The following is a 17,757-nucleotide window of genomic DNA, read 5'->3' on the forward strand; positions in this document are numbered from 1 at the left end:
ACAAAATCTTGACAATCCGTCCAAAACCGGATATACTACAAATAAGGAAGGCGCTGGCCCAACAAACGGCTAGCTCCTTACCGGCATATCGTCAAAAGAATGACCGTCGGCTTGGGCAAGCGTGGGCGGTCATTTCTTTTGTCCAATTTTGGTCTGAAACTCTTTGAGGCGAAGCACGATATCGATCGTGTCGTAGATAACTGTGACGATCAATCCCAGGAAACTGATGATGAGCGCCAACAGTGCAAGAACCTCAGTCAATGTCATTTGACATCCCCCCTTTCAGCCACAAGGCCTCCGGGGGACAAAAACTACAAAAGTCGCCCTCCCGGCGCCTTGCTGATAACAAGACCTTCCGGTAGGGAGTTGCCGCCTGCGTTCTGGACACAGCGTCTTCCGGTATTAGAATAGCACACTTTTCTCCAAAACACAACAAAAAGCGGCGGCCCGCCCCAGTTGGGGAGAGCCGCCGCTTTTCATTGTTCTTTGGAGTACTCCGGGCTGTCTGGCCTCAATGTTTTAGGCAGTGATGATGACCAGAGCGGTGATGGGCCACAGGCCGACAGCAGCCGTGCCAGCGCAGATGCCCTTGAATGCGCTGATCAGATCCTTCTGCAGGTAGTTCACATAGGTGTTCATGCCGCCCTCCAGCAGAGCTGCGGTATCCTGGCCCTTGTGCGCTGCGACATAGTTGCGGGTAGCGACCATGCCCTTGTAGTAGTTGTACAGGTTCCAGATGCTGAATGCAGTGCCAGCCAGAGCAGAAATAGCACCAATAGCGCTGCCGCCCTGCGTATAGGTCATTTCCTCTTCGTTCATGACGTTGTAGTTCGCGGGCATCTTCATCTTGTTTTCCATAATAACACTCCTTTGAAAAAGCAATAATATCCCAAGCAGTGCATTCGCTGCACTGCAGGTTTCCAAACAAATGCTAAGGGGTTCCAAGAGGCATCCGGGGCTGTCTGCTCAGATGAGCATCAGCACCACGCTGACCGGGGCCAGACCCACCACCGCAGCGGTGGAGACCACATCCCGCAGGAAGTTGGACGGGCTCTGGCTCATGTCCTCGCCGATATCATCCAGCGCACGGCCGATCACCGTGAAGACATTGCCCTTGCGGTTCTCCTTCTGGTTCAGCCAGCTGCGGGCCGTTCCGATGCCCCAGACATAGCTGGCACCCAGCACCACAGCTCCTACGACCGTTGCCGCCGTCGAGAGCGCATCCAGATAGCTGCCGCCCTCAACATAAGTCATCTCATCTTCCGACACCACGGCGCAGTGTGCGGGCATCTTCAGTTCATTCTTCATTCCTAATTTTCCCTCATTTCGACGGTTTCTGTTCCTCCGCCGCATCCAGCAACCCTGCTACATTCCTCACTCACTCTTTATACGCTCATTTTACTACGTCTGTCGATTTTCTGCAATAGATTCTGTGCAAAACTATGAAAAATCGGAAAGTCGCATGAAAACTTCGCAAAAAGTTTGTGAAAAAGGACTGCGTTTTTTCACGGCTCAGCCTGCCACGCCCGCACGGTAGAGATACGGGTCGCTGGTAAAGCTGGAATAGCTGTACAACACCAGGATGGCGTCGTAGTCGTTGTCTGCGATGAGCTGGTCCAGACCATAGTTGTAATTGCGGAAGTCCACCACGTCGATGGCCGCATAGTTCGTCGTCAGATACGGCACGAAGCTGTTGGCGTAGCTGTCCTTGATGACGAGGATCTTGCCGGTGCCGTCGCCCTCCACCCGGCTCAGGCCGTTGTTGCCGTGGAGGAACATGGCATACTTGTCGTAAACGTCCAGCTTGCCCGTATCGTACAGGCCGGTCTGTGTGCCCTCGGTGGGCTGGCCCGGCGCAGTGACGTTCCAGATGGTGAGCCGGTTCTGCAGATCGTACCAGGTGATGGTGTCCGGCTCGGCATTCCAGGTGCGCGCCTTGGAGTAGTGGGTGCCGTAGAAGTTTTCCGCCGTCTCCACAGGATGCGTACTGCGGTCAAAGGGCGTCAGGCCCTGCGCTTCGCAGAACTGCTCGTAGGCATAGTAAGCCCCCAGCGTCGTCCAGTGGTGGTCGGTGCGATAGTACAGATACTCGTCCTTGTGCGCCCGCAGCGCATCGGTGACGCGGAGAAACTGCACCGCCGGGAGCGCCGCCTTCGCTTCGTCGATCCGCCCTTCCTCGTCCATCTGGGGCGCAGCGAGGGGCAGGTCTTCCGGGTAGAGCACGGAGGCCGACGGCACGAGCATGAAGCTCACCTTGCCGGGGTAACGCTCGCCCAGCGACTGCACCGCCGCCAGATTCTTGTTCCAGACCCGCTCTTCGGTGGGCAGAACGCGGTAGCGCCGGGCAAACATCCGGTGCTCCCGCCCCAGCAGGATGCCGCCGCTCTGGGTCTTCTGGAACAGGGTCGTCTCGGCCAGGCTCTGCAGGCTGATCCACTGGTCCCGCCCGAAGACCTGATCCTTCACATATTTGGTATAGTTCGTAAAATAGTTGTTCAGCCCATCCACCGACACGGCCGTCAGTTTGGGCCGCTGGGTGAGGGTGGTGTTTTCCAGCTCGCTGTAGGCGCGGTCCGGCGTCACCAGGTCCAGCACGAACAGCGCCGCGAAGAACAGGGTGAAGGCCGCCAGCACCGGGTACTGCTTCAGGGAGGAAACACGCTTTTTCGGATCCATGCTTTACGTCCTCCTCAGAAATTGAAATACAGGAACGGGCTGTTCGTGCTGCCCACGACATAGGCCGTGGAGAGCACCAGCAGCACCAGCACCGTGGCCACCCGCGTTGCGGTGCGCTTTTTCAGCAGGTCCCAGATCTTTTCGATGAGCGGGGTGCAGCAGACCACCGACACCGCCAGCAGCACGCCGTAATTCCGCAGGAAATACACCGGCGACACACCGCCCGCAGGCACGAAGAGCTTATAGAACAGGTAGCTGAACCCGACGCCCCAGTCGTTGCCCACGAACATGGCCCAGCCCACCACTACGAGGAAGAGGGTGTAGACATGCGGCCAGATTTTGCCTTTTTCAAGGTATTTCAGCAGGAGCAGCTTCTCGACGGCCAGCAGGATGAAGTAGTACAGACCCCAGCAGATGAAGTTCCAGTCCGCGCCATGCCAGATGCCGGTGAGCAGCTCCACGACGAAGAGGTTGAAGATCTGCCGCTTGAGGCCCTTGCGGTTGCCACCCAGCGGGATATAGACATACTCCCGGAACCAGCCGGACAGAGTCATGTGCCAGCGCCGCCAGAATTCCGTGATGGAGCGCGAGATATAGGGGTAGTTGAAGTTCTGCGGGAAATCAAAGCCCAGCATCTTGCCCATGCCGATGGCCATCATGGAATAGCCGGAAAAGTCGAAATACAGCTGCAAGGAATAGGCGATGACGCCCAGCCAGACCAGCGCCGTGGAGGCATTGCCCAGACCCACATAGGTGGTGGAGGGACTGTTCTGGATGCCGATGATGTCGGTCCAGAGCGCGCCCACGGCATCCGCCAGCAGGACTTTCTTCGCCAGACCGAAGGTGAACAGGGTCATGCCCTCCTCGATCTGCCGGAGGCTGTAGCGATGTTCGTAGACATGCAGCTGAGCCGAGACATCGCGGTATTTGACGATGGGGCCTGCGATGAGCTGCGGGAACATGACCACATAGGCACCGAAATCAATGATGTTGTGCTCAGTCTTCACATCCCGGCGATAGACATCAATGGTGTAGGAAAGGGTCTGGAAGGTGTAGAAGCTGATGCCCAGCGGCAGGGTGCTGATGCCCTGAATGGCCGCGAACTGGGTGCCGAACAGGCTGTTCAGGCTGGAGAGGACGAAGTTCGCATACTTAAAATAGAACAGCATCCCCAGGCTCCCCGCCAGAGCCGCCAGCAGCAGCGCCGTGCGGGCGGCGGGCTTGTCCTCCATGCGTTCCAGCCCCAGGCCGCAGAGGTAGTTGATGAGGATGAGGGCCAGCATGACCGGGAAAAACCGGACTTCGCCCCAGCAGTAGAACACCAGACTGCACACAAAGAGCACGGTGTTCTTGAGTTTGGCGGGCGCAAGGTAATAGAGCGCCAGCGTGATGGGGAGAAACCGGAACAGAAAAAGGATGGTGCTGAAAACCAAGGTGTTCCTCCTTTGAAAAAGGGCCGATGCCGCCAAGGCACCGGCCCACGATGATCGTTGTTACTTGAGCAGAACGTCGTTGACGGCGTCGGTCAGGTCTTCCGTGCACGCGTTGGAGGCAATGACCATCACCACGCGGTCGGCGCTGTTGGCGATGACGGCATTTTCCACATTGGCCTGTGCCGCGGCAAACTCGGCATAGTTGCCGTAGAAGGCCACCTGGTCCTGCTGGTAGGCCTTCAGGGCCTCCACGATCTCTTCGGCCTTGCCCTCTGCCGGCTCGATGACCAGCACCAGACCGGCGTCGCCGTTGTCGTTGCTCTTCACGCCCTTATAGCTGGCCACATCCTCCGCCTTCAGGCCGAAATCGTACTCGATGTTCATGGCAGCGATCTCGAACTGGTTGGAGATGGGGTTGGCTTCCAGCAGCGCATCCACCTCGTCGGCCAGTGCATCGGGGCTGTTGGTGCCGTCGTCGGGCAGGGCGCTCTCCGCCTGGGACAGCACCACCGAGGACGCCGCCGGGCTTGCCGAGGACGCCGTGGACGAGGAAGCCGCGCCGCCGCAGCCTGCGAGCAGAGCGCAGCCCAGCGTGGCAGCCACAGCGGACAGTATCAGTTTTGAACGGATCTTCATAGATTATTCCTTCTTTTGCATTCATTACACTCAAGCCCGGCGCTGTGCCTTCCGGCGCGGCTGGCCGGGCCATTGCTATCTTACCATACCCTTGCCGGAAATGCAAAGGTTCGCGCAAATTTTTACGGTTTCTTCACCGGTCTTTGCCAGCGCTTTTCCGCTCAGCCCGCAAGGGTGTGCAGCTGGGCGATGTAGTCCTCGAAGCACAGGCCGCTGGCGCTGATCTTCCGGGCATTTTCCACGCCCACATACCGCCAGTGCCAGGGCTCGTAGGTGATCTCGGTCTGGGCCTCGGCCCCCTTGGGGTAGCGCAGGATGAAGCCGTAATCTGCCGCGTGCTCGCACAGCCAGCGGAAGGCCGTGGTGTTCTCAAAGCCCTCGTCCAGGCCGGTGTGCTCCGGGCTGTTCAGGTCTGCGGCCAGACCGCAGTTGTGCTCCGAATAGCCCGGCGGGTTGACGACCGCCGCCGCCTTTTCCTTGGCTGTGGCCAGGTCGTAGCCCTGGTCGGTGTAGTATTTCGTCTTCCGCTCGTACAGACCGGTCTGGTACTTGACGCTGCGGTAGCCGCTCTGCATCCAGATGGTCACATTTTCGGCGGCAGCGGCTTTCTGCATCTCCAGAAAGGCATCGCAGGCCACGGTCTGCAGCGTCTTGTTCACAGCGGTCTTCGAGCCGCACTCCTTGGTCTCAAAGGTATAGTCGTCCGGCATCTTGTTGGTGTGGTTCACCAGCACCATCAGCGGGTCGGCCAGCATAGCAGCGGCCTCGTCGGCGGTCAGGCCCAGAGCATTGCCATTGGTCTCCTCCACCGTGCTGGACGCTGCCGGAAGCAGGCTGTTCTCCGCATCCTCCGCCGGGGCGCTGGCCGCGCTGGCGGAAGGCACCGGGGCGTGGCGGTTGAGCAGGAACGCAGCCCCGCCCACGAACAGGCAGACAGCGGCGGTCAGCCCGGCCACCCGGCGGATGGCACGGCTGCGACGGCGGCGGCGCACTTCGGCGCGGGTCATGCGGCGGTGCGGTTGGTTCACAGGTCGTTGATTCATAAGGCTTCTCCTTGTATATTCTCTCCGGGCCGGGGACATCCTATCCCCGGAGGTGTTCTGCATGAAACTGACAGCGCAGGAATATGCGCGGCGGGTGCAGCGGGCAGGCCCGCATTCGCCGCTGGGCACCGACTGCCTGTGGGCTTTCGGCGTGGGCGGCGGCATCTGCCTGCTGGGCGAGGTGCTCCGCCAGTGGTATCTGGGTCTGGGGCTCGAAGCCGACCTTGCCGGTACCCTGACCAGCTGCACCCTCATCGCCCTCTCGGCGGTGCTGACGACGCTGGGCCTTTACCAGAAACTCGCCGCCCGCGCGGGGGCCGGGTCGCTGGTGCCCATCACGGGCTTCGCCAACGCCGTGGTCAGCGCGGCCATCGAGTTCAAGACCGAGGGCCACGTGCTGGGCACCGGGGCCAAGATGTTCACCATCGCCGGGCCGGTCATCGTGTACGGCACACTGGCTGCGGTGCTGTACGGCGGGGTGCTCTGGCTGCTGGGCGGCTGATCCCTCTCACTTACCATACGCTTTGCCGGGCGCAAAGATTGCACGCTCCCGGCGATTTTCCAGTATACCACAAAATCCGCAAAAAAACATCCCTGAAAGGAGGAATTTTTCATGGCGACCCGGCGCGGCGACACCCTGATCTTCCAGACTCCGCCCGTCATCGCGGCCCATGCGGCGGTGGGCGGCAAAAAAGAGGGGGAAGGCCCCCTTGCGGCGGGCTTCGATGCGCTGAGCGCCGACAACCGGTTCGGCCAGTCCGGCTGGGAAGCCGCCGAGACCCAGCTGCAGCTGCGGGCGGCGCGGCTCTGCCTGAAAAAAGCGCAGACCACTGAAAAAGAAGTCAGTCTGGCTCTGGCCGGAGACCTGCAGGCCCAGTGCACGGCCTCCAATTACGCTATGCGGACGCTGGGCATCCCCTATGCGGGGCTGTTCGGGGCCTGCAGCACCATGGCCGAAGCGCTGGGGCTGGGGGCTGCGCTCTGCTCGGCCGGGCTGGCCGACGGCCTGCTGGCCATGGCATCCAGTCATTTCTGCACCGCCGAACGCCAGTTCCGCACCCCGCTGAGCTATGGAGCCGTCCGCACCCCGACCGCCCAGTGGACGGCCACCGCCGCCGGGGCCTGTCTGCTGCGCCCCGCCGGGCAGGGGGTCGGCATCCGGGCCGTGACCTTTGGGCGGGTGCAGGACTATCAGATCCGAGACATCAACAACATGGGCGCAGCCATGGCTCCCGCCGCCAGCGCGACTCTGCTGCACTACCTGCGGGACACCCACGCAGAGCCGTCGGATTTCGACGCCATTTACACCGGCGACCTGGGCCATGTGGGCAGCCAGCTCTTTCGGGAGCTGCTGGCCGCCGAAGGCCTGCTCATCAAGAACCATGTGGACTGCGGCTGCATCCTCTACGATGCCAACGAGCAGGCCGTGAAGAGCGGCGGCTCCGGTGCGGGCTGCTGCGCGGCGGTGCTCTGCGCCCACATCCTGCCCCGGCTGGAGCGCGGCACCCAGAAGCGGGTGCTCTTCCTCGCCACCGGAGCCTTGATGAGCCAGACCACCTTTCTGCAAAAGGAGAGCATCCCGGCCGTCGCCCATCTGGTGGAGCTGACTGCGCCGGAGAAAGGAGCCGCATCATGAACTATCTCTGGGCTTTCGTCATCGGGGGCGGCATCTGCGCCGCCGGGCAGATCCTCATCGACCTGACCGGCCTGACCCCCGCCCGCATCCTGACGGGCTATGTCGTCGCGGGAGTCGTGCTGTCGGCCCTCGGCTGGTACGCTCCGCTGGCCGAGCTGGCCGGGTGCGGGGCCACCGTGCCGCTGCTGGGCTTCGGCCACCTGCTGGCCAAAGGCGTCCGCACCGCATTGCAGGAGGAGGGGGCCATCGGCATCCTCACCGGCGGGCTCACCGCCGCTGCCGCCGGCATCACCACCAGCCTCGTCTGCGGCGTGGTCTGCTCCTGGGTCGGCCGGAGCCACGACCAGAACTAGCCCGCAATAAAAAGCGGCGCTGCTTCGCGCCGGTTCGCGCCCGGCGGGTGGTAGGATGCAAAAAAACAAAAACCTCCGCACCGGAAACCGGCACAGAGGTTTTGTTCGTCAGTCGATCACTCGATCAGGCATGAACTCAAGCGTTCTTGTTTGCACGCTTTGCCATACGGCTGATCTTGCGAGAAGCAGTGTTCTTCTTGATGACACCCTTAGCGCGAGCCTTGTCGATCGCGGAAACAGCAGCCAGGACAGTTGCGTCCTTGTCAGCGGCTTTAGCATCGATGGCAGCGTCTGCCTTCTTGACGACTGTTTTCAGGTTGGTCTTAATGGCCTTGTTGTGAGCCTGCTCAGCTGCAGCCTGCACGACGCGGTCCTTCTGAGATTTGATGTTAGGCATTCGTTCCACCTCCTTGGCTACCTATAACAGCGCACCTTATGATACCATATTTGCCGTACCAGCGCAAGCCTTTTTTCGATTTTTGTTTAGAAAAGTTTTCAAAATCCCATACTGAAGCTGTAAAACCGGGCCAAAACGGCCCCAAATGCAAATTTCAGATGGGAAAGCGGGATGAATCATGCGGGAAACAGACCTTGCCGATGAGCTGTTCCGGGCACCGGACAGTGCACCGCCCACCGGTGTGCGGGTGGCCACAGCCAGGCGCGGCGGCGTGACCGTGACGCGGGTGGAGATCGCGCGCGAAGGGCTGGAGCGCCCCCGCGGGCGGTACGTGACGCTGGAAGTGCCCCGCGTCAGCCTGCTGGACGAGCGGGACGAATCGGTCATCGAACCGGCTGCGGCAGAGCTGCAGGCCCTGCTGCCTCCGGCAGGGCCGGTGCTGGTGCTGGGCGTCGGGAACCGGCGGGTGACCTCCGATGCCCTCGGCCCCCGGACCGTGCAGAAAATTTTCGTCACGATGGGGCAGCATGCCGTCCCGGTGCAGGGCATCCGGCCGGTGGCGGCAGTGGCACCGGGCGTGTCGGCTGCTACCGGGCTGAGTTTGCAGCAGCTGGCCGGGGCACTGGTGCGGGAGATCCGCCCCGCTGCCCTGCTCTGCGTGGACAGCCTCTGCTCTTCCGAACCGGAGCGGCTGGGCCGGACCCTGCAATTCTCGGACACCGGGCTGTTCCCGGCCCAGCCCGGCCACAGCCGCCATCTGGATGCCGCCCGGCTGGGGGTGCCGGTCGTAGCGACAGGCATCCCGACCCTGATGCAGGCCGAAGAGGGCAGCGACCTTGTGGTGACCCCCCGCGAGCTGGACAGCGTCATCGCCCACGGGGCCGCCCTGCTGGCCGCGGCCATCAACCGTGCTTTGCAGCCCCGCCTGAGTATTGCCCAGCTGGGCTGGCTGACGAGCTGAGGCCTTGGCTCCCCTACCAGGGGAGCTGTCGAGCCGTAGGCGAGACTGAGAGGTTGTATGAAGGGAAGCCTTTCCTCTGTACAACCTCTCCGTCACCTGCGGTGCCACATCTCCTGGTAGGAGAGGCCTTGGCATTCCGGCACGAAACGTTCTATCTCTACAGGTTAATTTCATACCCTATTAAGAGGGAAGGAGGTGTCCGCCATGCGCCGCAGGCAGGGAGATTTCGGGGCCGGGCCAGTGCTCAGTCTGGCCGGGGCGGCGGCGCTGATGCTGGCGCTGACCGTTTTTGCCCATGGGCTGGTGCTCAGTCTGGCGGCGCTCATCATCGGGCCGCTGCCCGCCGCGCAGACGGCCCTTTCTCTCAGCCGGAAGCAGGCTGCCTCCGCACAGAGCGGCGAATCTGCGGCAGAAGCGCTTCCGCCCGAAGTCCTCGAACCCGCTCCGGGATCTCTGCCCGCCGCCGCAGACCGCTCCTACCTCGTCCCGCTGGAAGGCGACGACGCCCGACCCGAAGACGCAGGCACCATCCTCGAAAAGACCTATCCGCAGGGCAGCGGCGAAAAGTACGTGGTCTGCGGGGCGGGCAGCATCAAGAACAACACCCGCGTCCCGGCGGCAGACATCGCGGCAGAGATCCAGAACCCCCTGCCTTTTCAGGTGGAGTGGAACAGCCCGGAGCCGCAGGTCCTCATCATGCACACCCACGCCACCGAGGACTACCGCCTCTCGGCCGGGCTGTGGTTCCGCCCCGGCGACGGCTCCCGCACCACCGACCGGAACTATAACATGTGCGCCGTGGGCCGCGTCATGGCCGACACCCTCAATGCCGCCGGGCTGAACACCCTCCACGACGAGACCCTGAACGACTACCCCAGCTACACCGGCAGCTACGCCAACAGCCGCGCTGTGGTGCAGCAGTACTTAGCCCAATACCCCAGCATCAAGGTGGTGCTCGATGTCCACCGCGACGCCATCGAGACCGAGAACGGCTCCCGGATGGCCCCGGTCTGCACCGTGAACGGCCAGCAGGCGGCTCAGGTCATGATCATCTGCGGGTGTGACAACGGCAGCAGCATCTCCCTGCCCAACTACCGCCAGAACCTCCGCTTCGCCGCCGCATGGGAGCGGGCGATGGAGGGGACATTCCCCGGCCTCACCCGGCCCGTGCTGTTCAGCTACCGCTTTTACAATCAGGACCTCACCACCGGAAGCCTGCTCATCGAGGTGGGCGGCCATGGCAACAACCTCAATGAGGCCCTGTACGCCGGGCAGCTGGCCGCCGAGGGGCTGATCAGGGCCTTGCAATAAAAAAGCCCGCTCAGGCATCGCAGCGCCATACCTGAGCGGGCAAGATCCATTATTCGTATACCACGCAGCCCAGAACCGTCTTGCCCAGACGAGCGATCTGCTCCTTCTGGTCGTTCACGCTGCTGTAACGGGAGCAGCTGCAGTCGGCCACGAGCACCACCGCGTCGGCGGCGTTGACTTCCAGAACGGCGGTGGAGGAGACCAGTACGCTCTCGGCGCAGGTCAGCTTCCGGTTGCGGAGGGTGTCGGCAGCCTGCAGCTGGGCGGTCAGGGCAGACAGCTGCTCTGCGGGCAGATCGCCGGTGACGAGGATGCGATCAGCCTTGGGGGCACGGCTGGCAATGGTGGCGGCGATCAGGCGCACCGTCTCGTCGTCGCGGCTGCCATCAGGGCGGCCCTCCAGCTTGTTGAGTTTGGCGTCCAGCTTGACTGCCTTCCGGGCAGCGGCACTGGCCAGCGTACCGAGGACGGGCAGATTGCAGGTGGACTTGAGGTCCTTCGCAGAGTAGACGAGGCCGGCGGTCAAGAACTTGACGACCGCAGCGCCGGCTACCAGGATCACGCCGAGGACCAAGCCGATCACGGCAGACTTCACAAGAGAGGAGCTGCCGTTGCCCGGATCTTTCGGCACTTCGAGGGCAGCCAGGTCCTGATCGGCCTTCTGGATGTTCTGCTCCAGCAGGTCGTGCTGCGCCTGCAGATCGGTCATCTGGTTCTGCAGGCTGGTCAGGTTGTCGCGGGTGTTCTGCTGCTGGTCGCGCAGGTCGGTGGACACGGTGACGCTGCTGGTGCGGGACAGCAGGGTGATGCTGTGGTGCCCCACGGTGGACTCAATCGTCTCGTACAGGCCGTTCATCCGGGCGATGACAGCATCCAGAATGGCGGTAGCATCTTCCTCGGATGCTGCGTTGATGCTGATGGAGAGCAACCGGGTGGAGTTGTCGCCCCAGACACTGACCAGCTCCCGCATGTACCGCTCTTCCATGTTGAACTGCTCTGCAATGGCAGAAATGGCCTCGTGGTTGGTCAGCAGGGAGGTGTATGCACTCAGGACCGAGCTGGTGTAGTCGGGGTTCTGGTAGTCCATGCCGGGCATGATCTTATAATCGGTGGTGACGTACAGATCTGCTCTGGCGTTGTAGACATTGTAGGGATCGATGCTGTTCAGGACGGACTTTTCCATGTACTCTTCGGCGTTGTCGATGTTGAACTGGACCGTCTGCTGCGAACGCTCATTGTCGCGCAGCTGCTGGTTGTAGCTCTGCACGTCGGTATCGCGTTTGTTCTGTGCTTCGCGGTACTCGACCATGTTCTCTTCATACGTCTGCTGGGCCGAAGTGCGGGGTGCGGTCTCGCCCTCTTCTGCCGCCTTCTGGACGGCGGCGTTCCACGAGATGTTCTTCATAACAGCCACGCCTGCAAACAGTACGGCGCAGACCAGGGCTGCGGCCGCCATCTGCCGGTATTTGCGCAGGACTGTGAACAGCAGGGAAACGAGGTTGATCTCCTCTTCCTGCTCATACGGGATCTGGTTTTCAGTCATAAATGTCCTCCTAAAACAACAGAGAGTTTGCAGCGCGGGATGCCTCCCCGGAACACCCGGAAACAGGATGGGTATAAAGCGCACAACATATCATTTTAGATGATATCATTTTTCGGCCCGGAATGCAAGACAAAGTCTTGATTTTTGATTGACAAAGCCGCTTTCCTGTGCTATTTTTAGAATTACCGAAAAGCACAGATCGGGAAAAGTAACGCATCCGGGACGCTTCCAGAGAACACGGCAGTTGCTGCGAGCCGTGAGCGCCCCCTGCGCGAACGAACACCCAGGAGCTGCAACCTGAACCCAGTTTTTTGCAAAACTGCCAGTAGGTGCGCCGCTGCGCCCCGCGTTACAAGGGCAGCGCTTTCTTTTTTGAGATGAGCGCGTGAGCGACCGGACACTTCCGGTAATTCAGGTGGCACCGCGGACATTACAAGACAGCTTGTTCGCCCTGAAACTTCAGGGCAAAGCTGTCTTTTTATTTTACATCGGAGGAGATACCATGGAACGCACTGAGATCGTTTCGCTGTACAAGAACACCCCCGCCGACGGCACCGTCGTGACCGTCTGCGGCTGGGCAAAGAACATCCGCGACTCCAAGAACATCGGCTTCATCGCCCTGTCGGACGGCGGCTGCTTCAAGACCCTGCAGGTCGTGCTGGAAGCCGGCAAGCTGGAAAACTACGACGCCGTCATCCACACCGGCCTCTACAGCAGCCTGCGCATCGTGGGCCGCATCGTGCTGACCCCGCAGGCCAAGCAGCCCTTTGAGCTGAACGCCGACTCCGTCGAGATCCTGGGCGACTGCCCCGCCGACGAATACCCGCTGCAGAAAAAGAAGATGAGCATGGAGTATCTGCGCACCATGCCCACCCTGCGCCCCCGCACCAACACCTTCAACGCTGCCTTCCGCGTCCGCAGCGTGGCTGCTTACGCCATCCACAAGTTCTTCCAGGAGAACGGCTTCGTCTACGCACACTCCCCGCTGCTGACCGCATCCGACTGCGAGGGCGCCGGTGAGATGTTCCGCGTGACCACCCTCGACCTGGAGAACGTGCCCAAGAACGAGGACGGCACCGTCGATTACACCCAGGACTTCTTCGAGAAGCCGGTCAACCTGACCGTTTCCGGCCAGCTGGAGGCCGAGGCCATGGCCATGGCCTTTGGCAAGGTGTACACATTCGGTCCCACCTTCCGTGCGGAGAAGAGCTTCACCACCCGCCACGCCGCCGAGTTCTGGATGATCGAGCCGGAGATGGCCTTCTGCGACCTGAACGGCTACATGGACACCGCCGAGGCCATGACCAAGTACGTCATCCGCTACGTGCTGGACAACTGCCCCGACGAGATGGCCTTCTTCAACCAGTTCATCGACAAGGGCCTCATCGAGCGCCTGGAGCTGGTGGCGAACAGCGAATTTGGCCGCATCACCTACACCGACGCCATCGAGGTGCTGAAGAAGAACAACAAGAAGTTCCAGTTCCCCGTCGAGTGGGGCGTGGACATCCAGACCGAGCACGAGCGCTACCTGACCGAGGTAGTCTTCAAGAAGCCCGTCTTCGTCACCGACTACCCGAAGGAGATCAAGAGCTTCTACATGAAGCAGAACCCGGACGGCAAGACCGTAGCCGCAGCCGATATGCTGGTGCCCGGCATCGGCGAGCTGATCGGCGGCAGCCAGCGTGAGGAAGACTACGACAAGCTGGTAGCCCGTATGGACGAGCTGGGGCTGGACAAATCCAGCTACGACTGGTACCTCAACCTGCGCAAGTTCGGCGGCGTGGAGCATGCCGGTTACGGCCTGGGCTTCGAGCGCATGATCATGTACCTCACGGGCATCCAGAACATCCGTGATGTCCTGCCGTTCCCCCGCACCGCGTACGGATTCTAAAAAATGAGGAAACCTCTCCGTCATTGCTTCGCAATGCCACCGCTCCTACCGAGGAGAGGCCTTGGCAGAACGGGAAACTTTCCCTTTTCGCCAGAGGCTCCCCTAGCAGGGGAGCTGGCAAAGCCGTCAGGCTTTGACGGAGAGGTTTTTCTTGATCCATTTTCAACATCGAGGTAACATTTCGTGGAAAACATTTCGCCCGCCCTGCTCCACTGGTTCCATGCGAACCACCGCATCCTGCCTTTTCGCTCCGACCCCACCCCCTACCATGTCTGGCTGAGTGAGATCATGCTGCAGCAGACCCGCGTCTCGGCGGCGCTGCCCTACTATGAGCGGTTCCTTGCCGCTCTGCCGGACATCCCCGCCCTTGCCGCCTGCGAGGAGGAAAAGCTCCACAAACTGTGGGAGGGTCTGGGCTACTACAGCCGGGTGCGGAACCTGCAAAAGGCGGCAAAGCTCGTCTGTGCGCAGTACGGCGGCGAACTGCCCGCCGACTACGATGCCCTCCGCGCCCTGCCCGGCATCGGCGACTACACGGCGGGTGCCATCGCCTCCATCAGCTTCGGCCTGCCGGTGCCTGCGGTGGACGGCAATGTGCTGCGGGTGTTTTCCCGCCTGTACAACGACGACCGCCTCATCACCGACCCCAAGGTCAAGCGGGCGTTCACGGCCCGTGTCATGGAACACCAGCCCCCGGCTGCCCCCGGCGACTACAATCAGGCCCTGATGGAGCTGGGTGCGCTGGTCTGCGTACCCAACGGTGCCCCGCTCTGCGCGCAGTGCCCGCTGGCCCACCTCTGCGCCGCCCATGCCGCCGGGACGGCCCTCACCCTGCCCCGCAAAGCGGCCCCCAAGGCCCGCCGCATCGAGCCGGTGACGCTGGCGCTCGTCCGCAGCCCGGAGGGCGTCCTGCTCCAGCAGCGGCCCGAAAAGGGTCTGCTGGCGGGCCTGTGGCAGCCGGTGCTCTGGGAGGATGAATCTCTCTCCGCCGACGAGGCCCGCGCCCGCCTGGCAGCGCTGGGCGTCGTCTGCACCCCCGATGCCGCCAAAGCCCTCCGCCCGGCCCGGCACATCTTCAGCCACATCGAGTGGCACATGGGCGGCTATCTCTTCACGGCAGAGCGCCAGCCCGCCCCCGTCGGCTGCGTCTGGGCCAGCCCGGAACAGCTGGAAGCCGCGTACACCCTGCCCGGTGCGTTCAAGGCGTACCGCAAACTGCTGGCCGCTGCATTTTAACTTCTTTCGTGCAGGTCGATGAAAATTTACGGATTGGCAGTTGTAATTTTTTTGCATTCCGGGTATAATATTCCTAACGCGATATTTCTACACGATATCCGCAAGGGCGGTTCCATGGCCCACCGCGAAACGGGCCACCCCGACACAAAGGATGTTCTGAACCCATCGTTCCGACCCAAAAAAGGAGTGTGCTGAACCTATGAAGAAATCTTGTTTGATCGCCGTGATCGCTACGCTGGCCGCCATCGCCGGTGCACTGGCTGCCGTGGCCGTTTATCTCCGCCGCCGCGAGAAGGAGCTTGATGAATACGAGCGCCTGCTGTTTGGCGAAGACAAGGCGGAACCCGCCGACGCACCTGCCGAGGACGCCGCAGAAGAATAACCGATCCGCTGAAGGGCGCACCCGGTGGTCAGTTCCTGACCCGCCGCGTGCGCCCTTTTTGCAACCCTCTCAGGCGCTGACACGCCAGCTCTCCCCAAAAAGGGGGGAGCCTTTGGCAGGTCGGATATATTTTTCAGACCCGCCTGCGGCTCCCATACTGCCGGGCCCTGCACCTTAATGTCAGGAGGATGTTACATATCATGAAGCGATTTTTTCTTTGGATCATCGGCGTCGCGCTGGGCGTCGTCGTGCTGCTGGGGGCCGTAATGGCCGTGAGCTATTCCTTTACCGGCGAGGGGGCCCGCCCTGCGGCGGACGTACAGTTCGGCGGGCAGGCGCTGGAAGTGAACGGCTCCTGCTGGCAGGTGCCGCTGGTGGGCGGTGTGCTCGACAGGGTCTTTGCCGAGCCGGACACCCTTACCGTGCAAAAGCTGGGCACACTGTACGATGCCCACCCGGCACTCGCCCTGCCCGACTGGGCCACCTACACCACCCTGACCATCGAGACCGACGTCGGCAGCCTCGTGTTCGCCGGTTCTGCCGGGCAGTATGAAGACTTCCTCTTCCCGGCCAACGGCAGCTACAAGGCCACGATGACGGTCTGGCGGCTCCCGGCCGACCTTTCTGCCACCCAGTTCGACGGCGGCACCAACGGCTCCATTCATAAGAACTGGGGGCAGGAGCACCCTGCCCGGCCCACCGGCTGGTATCGGTTCTCCTTCCGGTTCACGCTGCAGGCCAGCGCGAACGTCGAGCTTTCGGCTGAGCGGGTCGAGCAGGGCGGCATCGTAGGCGTCGCCATCACCGGCATGGCCGGGGACACGGCCCCCACCCTGGAGACCGACCTCGGCAGTGTTTCGTGCACCCGCAGCCCCTCCGGCTGGCGGGCCTACATCCCTGCGGCCTACAACGCCTCCGCCGGAGCCCACGAGATCCGCATCACGGTCAACGGGGAGACGCTCTCCCGGACACTGACCGTTCTGCCCAAAGACTTCGGCACTGCGGAAGTCGAGGCTGAACCGGCCCCCACCGAGGCCGCGAACACCGAGTTCCGGAACAACATCTGGCCGCTGTATGAGCTGCCCGTGCGGGAAAAGCTCTGGTCTGGCGGGTTCATCTGCCCGGCCGAGAACTATCTCATCCTGCTGGATTTCGGTCAGGTCAAGGTCACGAACGGCCAGCAGGGTTCCCGCTCCAACTCCACCAAACTCTATACCATCCCCGGCGACCCGGCCCGCGCCCCGGCGGACGGCGTCGTCGTCTTTGCCGGGAACCTTGCCCTCACCGGCAACACCGTCGTCATCGACCACGGCTGCGGCCTGCGCAGCTACCTTTACGGCCTGCAGACCCTCTCCGTCAGCCGAAACGCGACCGTCCAGAAAGGGCAGGCCGTCGGTGCGCTGGGCGAAGAGATGACCATGGACTTCAAACTGGGCAGCAAGAGCGTGAACCCCTGGCTGCTGTTCCAGACCAGCGGCGGAGCATTCTGGCGTGAAAACGGGTGAAGCAAAAATAGTTTCGGAGATTCTTGTAATATTTTCGTCTTTGGGGCGTTATTGAGGTGAATGGACACGAAAAAAGGAGGTCGTACTCATGAAACTGCCCTGTGAACTCATCCGGGACCTGCTCCCCCTCTACGCCGAACACCTCACCAGCCCGGAGACCGGCCAGCTCATCGAAGAGCATCTGCAAAGCTGCCCGGCCTGCCGGGACGAACTGCACAGCATCCGCCTGCCAGTCCCGGTGCAGGCCGATGCGCAGGCCGACGCCCCGCTGAAACAGGTCCATGCTACCCTGCGGAAAAAGCAGCTGCTGACCATTCTGGCGGCCGTGCTGGCCGTGGTGTGCGCTCTGGCACTGGCCGTGTGGATGTACAGCGCCGAGGCTCCCGCCACCGTCGAGGAAGCCCGGTTCTGGACCTACAACCGGAAAGAAGACTCTGCCAACCTCTGCATCCTCGAAGTGCAGGGCGAGGGCGTCTGGCTGACGCTGGACGAGCCCTTCAGCTGGGGCAGCCCGACCGTGACGGTGCAGGCCGTGCGCTACCGTTTCCCGCACTTCCACGCCGCACTGGCCGGGGTGTTCGGGAGCGCGGCATCTTCCAAGACCATCGCCGTTTCCAACACCCAGCTGCTCGCCGTCGTCTGTGCCGACGAAACGCTCCATTACCGGGAAGGCCAGCCGGTCTCGGCCTACCGCCTCAATGGCACCATCGTCTACGGCACCGAGCAGGAGCTGGGCCTCTATCCGAGGGCCTAG

The 17,757-nt window shown here is 62.1% G+C and carries 19 protein-coding genes; 10 read left to right on the forward strand and 9 right to left on the reverse strand.

Features of this window, described 5'->3' with window-relative positions:
* Positions 1 to 129 precede the first annotated feature (129 nt).
* The 7 genes from I5P96_RS01340 to I5P96_RS01370 all read right to left on the reverse strand — a co-directional run bounded on the left by I5P96_RS01340 (position 130) and on the right by I5P96_RS01370 (position 5,788).
* The gene (locus tag I5P96_RS01340; protein WP_223382816.1) at positions 130 to 267 is read right to left on the reverse strand and encodes a hypothetical protein; all 138 of its coding nucleotides are present in this window, start codon (positions 265 to 267) and stop codon (positions 130 to 132) included.
* Between the two features lie 252 nt (positions 268 to 519).
* On the reverse strand, positions 520 to 858 hold the full coding sequence (locus I5P96_RS01345) for a hypothetical protein (RefSeq protein WP_223382817.1): 339 nt from the start codon (positions 856 to 858) through the stop codon (positions 520 to 522).
* Between the two features lie 108 nt (positions 859 to 966).
* On the reverse strand, positions 967 to 1,308 hold the full coding sequence (locus I5P96_RS01350) for a hypothetical protein (RefSeq protein WP_097791801.1): 342 nt from the start codon (positions 1,306 to 1,308) through the stop codon (positions 967 to 969).
* A 204-nt stretch (positions 1,309 to 1,512) separates the two neighbouring features.
* Positions 1,513 to 2,676, reverse strand: a complete 1,164-nt coding sequence (locus I5P96_RS01355; protein WP_223382818.1) for a DHHW family protein — start codon at positions 2,674 to 2,676, stop codon at positions 1,513 to 1,515.
* A gap of 14 nt (positions 2,677 to 2,690) precedes the next feature.
* The gene (locus tag I5P96_RS01360; RefSeq protein WP_223382819.1) at positions 2,691 to 4,109 is read right to left on the reverse strand and encodes an MBOAT family O-acyltransferase; all 1,419 of its coding nucleotides are present in this window, start codon (positions 4,107 to 4,109) and stop codon (positions 2,691 to 2,693) included.
* Between the two features lie 60 nt (positions 4,110 to 4,169).
* Entirely contained in the window at positions 4,170 to 4,745 is a 576-nt protein-coding gene (locus I5P96_RS01365) for a DUF4358 domain-containing protein (protein ID WP_097791804.1), read from the reverse strand.
* Positions 4,746 to 4,906: 161 nt separating this feature from the next.
* Positions 4,907 to 5,788 (reverse strand): M15 family metallopeptidase, encoded by an 882-nt coding sequence (locus I5P96_RS01370; protein ID WP_223382820.1) that lies wholly within the window; start codon positions 5,786 to 5,788, stop codon positions 4,907 to 4,909.
* Positions 5,789 to 5,849: 61 nt separating this feature from the next.
* Between I5P96_RS01370 and I5P96_RS01375 the strand changes: the two genes are divergently transcribed.
* The 3 genes from I5P96_RS01375 (at position 5,850) to I5P96_RS01385 (ending at position 7,777) form a co-directional block, all read left to right on the forward strand.
* Positions 5,850 to 6,290 (forward strand): SpoVA/SpoVAEb family sporulation membrane protein, encoded by a 441-nt coding sequence (locus I5P96_RS01375; RefSeq protein WP_223382821.1) that lies wholly within the window; start codon positions 5,850 to 5,852, stop codon positions 6,288 to 6,290.
* Positions 6,291 to 6,401: 111 nt separating this feature from the next.
* Entirely contained in the window at positions 6,402 to 7,424 is a 1,023-nt protein-coding gene (locus I5P96_RS01380) for a stage V sporulation protein AD (RefSeq protein ID WP_223382822.1), read from the forward strand.
* Complete coding sequence (locus I5P96_RS01385; protein ID WP_097791808.1) at positions 7,421 to 7,777, forward strand: SpoVA/SpoVAEb family sporulation membrane protein; 357 nt, start codon at positions 7,421 to 7,423, stop codon at positions 7,775 to 7,777. The genes I5P96_RS01380 and I5P96_RS01385 overlap by 4 nt, the downstream gene beginning before the upstream one ends.
* Before the next feature lie 136 nt (positions 7,778 to 7,913).
* On the opposite strand, the gene rpsT is transcribed toward I5P96_RS01385, so the two are convergent.
* Entirely contained in the window at positions 7,914 to 8,174 is a 261-nt protein-coding gene (rpsT, locus tag I5P96_RS01390) for a 30S ribosomal protein S20 (RefSeq protein WP_005929709.1), read from the reverse strand.
* A 178-nt stretch (positions 8,175 to 8,352) separates the two neighbouring features.
* Here rpsT and gpr point away from each other — a divergent pair, with 178 nt between their 5' ends.
* Complete coding sequence (gene gpr, locus I5P96_RS01395) at positions 8,353 to 9,135, forward strand: GPR endopeptidase (RefSeq protein WP_223382823.1); 783 nt, start codon at positions 8,353 to 8,355, stop codon at positions 9,133 to 9,135.
* Between the two features lie 204 nt (positions 9,136 to 9,339).
* Positions 9,340 to 10,446 carry a stage II sporulation protein P gene (gene spoIIP, locus I5P96_RS01400; RefSeq protein ID WP_223382824.1) on the forward strand — a complete coding sequence of 369 codons (1,107 nt, stop codon included), beginning with the start codon at positions 9,340 to 9,342 and terminating at the stop codon, positions 10,444 to 10,446.
* A gap of 49 nt (positions 10,447 to 10,495) precedes the next feature.
* On the opposite strand, the gene I5P96_RS01405 is transcribed toward spoIIP, so the two are convergent.
* The gene (locus I5P96_RS01405; RefSeq protein ID WP_223382825.1) at positions 10,496 to 11,989 is read right to left on the reverse strand and encodes a hypothetical protein; all 1,494 of its coding nucleotides are present in this window, start codon (positions 11,987 to 11,989) and stop codon (positions 10,496 to 10,498) included.
* A 502-nt stretch (positions 11,990 to 12,491) separates the two neighbouring features.
* Between I5P96_RS01405 and asnS the strand changes: the two genes are divergently transcribed.
* From asnS to I5P96_RS01430, 5 genes are all read left to right on the forward strand, one after another.
* Entirely contained in the window at positions 12,492 to 13,880 is a 1,389-nt protein-coding gene (gene asnS, locus I5P96_RS01410) for an asparagine--tRNA ligase (RefSeq protein ID WP_097791812.1), read from the forward strand.
* A gap of 183 nt (positions 13,881 to 14,063) precedes the next feature.
* Positions 14,064 to 15,116, forward strand: coding sequence for an A/G-specific adenine glycosylase (gene mutY, locus I5P96_RS01415; RefSeq protein ID WP_223382826.1), 1,053 nt, complete (start codon positions 14,064 to 14,066; stop codon positions 15,114 to 15,116).
* Positions 15,117 to 15,315: 199 nt separating this feature from the next.
* Complete coding sequence (locus I5P96_RS01420; RefSeq protein ID WP_097791814.1) at positions 15,316 to 15,498, forward strand: phosphatase; 183 nt, start codon at positions 15,316 to 15,318, stop codon at positions 15,496 to 15,498.
* A 200-nt stretch (positions 15,499 to 15,698) separates the two neighbouring features.
* Complete coding sequence (locus I5P96_RS01425) at positions 15,699 to 17,003, forward strand: murein hydrolase activator EnvC family protein (protein WP_223382827.1); 1,305 nt, start codon at positions 15,699 to 15,701, stop codon at positions 17,001 to 17,003.
* A gap of 88 nt (positions 17,004 to 17,091) precedes the next feature.
* Positions 17,092 to 17,757 (forward strand): zf-HC2 domain-containing protein, encoded by a 666-nt coding sequence (locus I5P96_RS01430; RefSeq protein WP_223382828.1) that lies wholly within the window; start codon positions 17,092 to 17,094, stop codon positions 17,755 to 17,757.

The sequence above is a fragment of the Faecalibacterium prausnitzii genome (genome assembly GCF_019967995.1).
Taxonomy (GTDB): Bacteria; Bacillota; Clostridia; order Oscillospirales; family Ruminococcaceae; genus Faecalibacterium; species Faecalibacterium prausnitzii_E.

Coding starts and splice junctions, on each gene's coding strand:
- I5P96_RS01340 (WP_223382816.1), bottom strand. CDS start 267: ATGACATTGACTGAGGTTCTTGCACTGTTGGCGCTCATCATCAGTTTC.
- I5P96_RS01345 (WP_223382817.1), bottom strand. CDS start 858: ATGGAAAACAAGATGAAGATGCCCGCGAACTACAACGTCATGAACGAA.
- I5P96_RS01350 (WP_097791801.1), bottom strand. CDS start 1,308: ATGAAGAATGAACTGAAGATGCCCGCACACTGCGCCGTGGTGTCGGAA.
- I5P96_RS01355 (WP_223382818.1), bottom strand. CDS start 2,676: ATGGATCCGAAAAAGCGTGTTTCCTCCCTGAAGCAGTACCCGGTGCTG.
- I5P96_RS01365 (WP_097791804.1), bottom strand. CDS start 4,745: ATGAAGATCCGTTCAAAACTGATACTGTCCGCTGTGGCTGCCACGCTG.
- I5P96_RS01370 (WP_223382820.1), bottom strand. CDS start 5,788: ATGAATCAACGACCTGTGAACCAACCGCACCGCCGCATGACCCGCGCC.
- I5P96_RS01375 (WP_223382821.1), top strand. CDS start 5,850: ATGAAACTGACAGCGCAGGAATATGCGCGGCGGGTGCAGCGGGCAGGC.
- I5P96_RS01380 (WP_223382822.1), top strand. CDS start 6,402: ATGGCGACCCGGCGCGGCGACACCCTGATCTTCCAGACTCCGCCCGTC.
- I5P96_RS01385 (WP_097791808.1), top strand. CDS start 7,421: ATGAACTATCTCTGGGCTTTCGTCATCGGGGGCGGCATCTGCGCCGCC.
- rpsT (WP_005929709.1), bottom strand. CDS start 8,174: ATGCCTAACATCAAATCTCAGAAGGACCGCGTCGTGCAGGCTGCAGCT.
- gpr (WP_223382823.1), top strand. CDS start 8,353: ATGCGGGAAACAGACCTTGCCGATGAGCTGTTCCGGGCACCGGACAGT.
- spoIIP (WP_223382824.1), top strand. CDS start 9,340: ATGCGCCGCAGGCAGGGAGATTTCGGGGCCGGGCCAGTGCTCAGTCTG.
- I5P96_RS01405 (WP_223382825.1), bottom strand. CDS start 11,989: ATGACTGAAAACCAGATCCCGTATGAGCAGGAAGAGGAGATCAACCTC.
- asnS (WP_097791812.1), top strand. CDS start 12,492: ATGGAACGCACTGAGATCGTTTCGCTGTACAAGAACACCCCCGCCGAC.
- I5P96_RS01420 (WP_097791814.1), top strand. CDS start 15,316: ATGAAGAAATCTTGTTTGATCGCCGTGATCGCTACGCTGGCCGCCATC.
- I5P96_RS01425 (WP_223382827.1), top strand. CDS start 15,699: ATGAAGCGATTTTTTCTTTGGATCATCGGCGTCGCGCTGGGCGTCGTC.
- I5P96_RS01430 (WP_223382828.1), top strand. CDS start 17,092: ATGAAACTGCCCTGTGAACTCATCCGGGACCTGCTCCCCCTCTACGCC.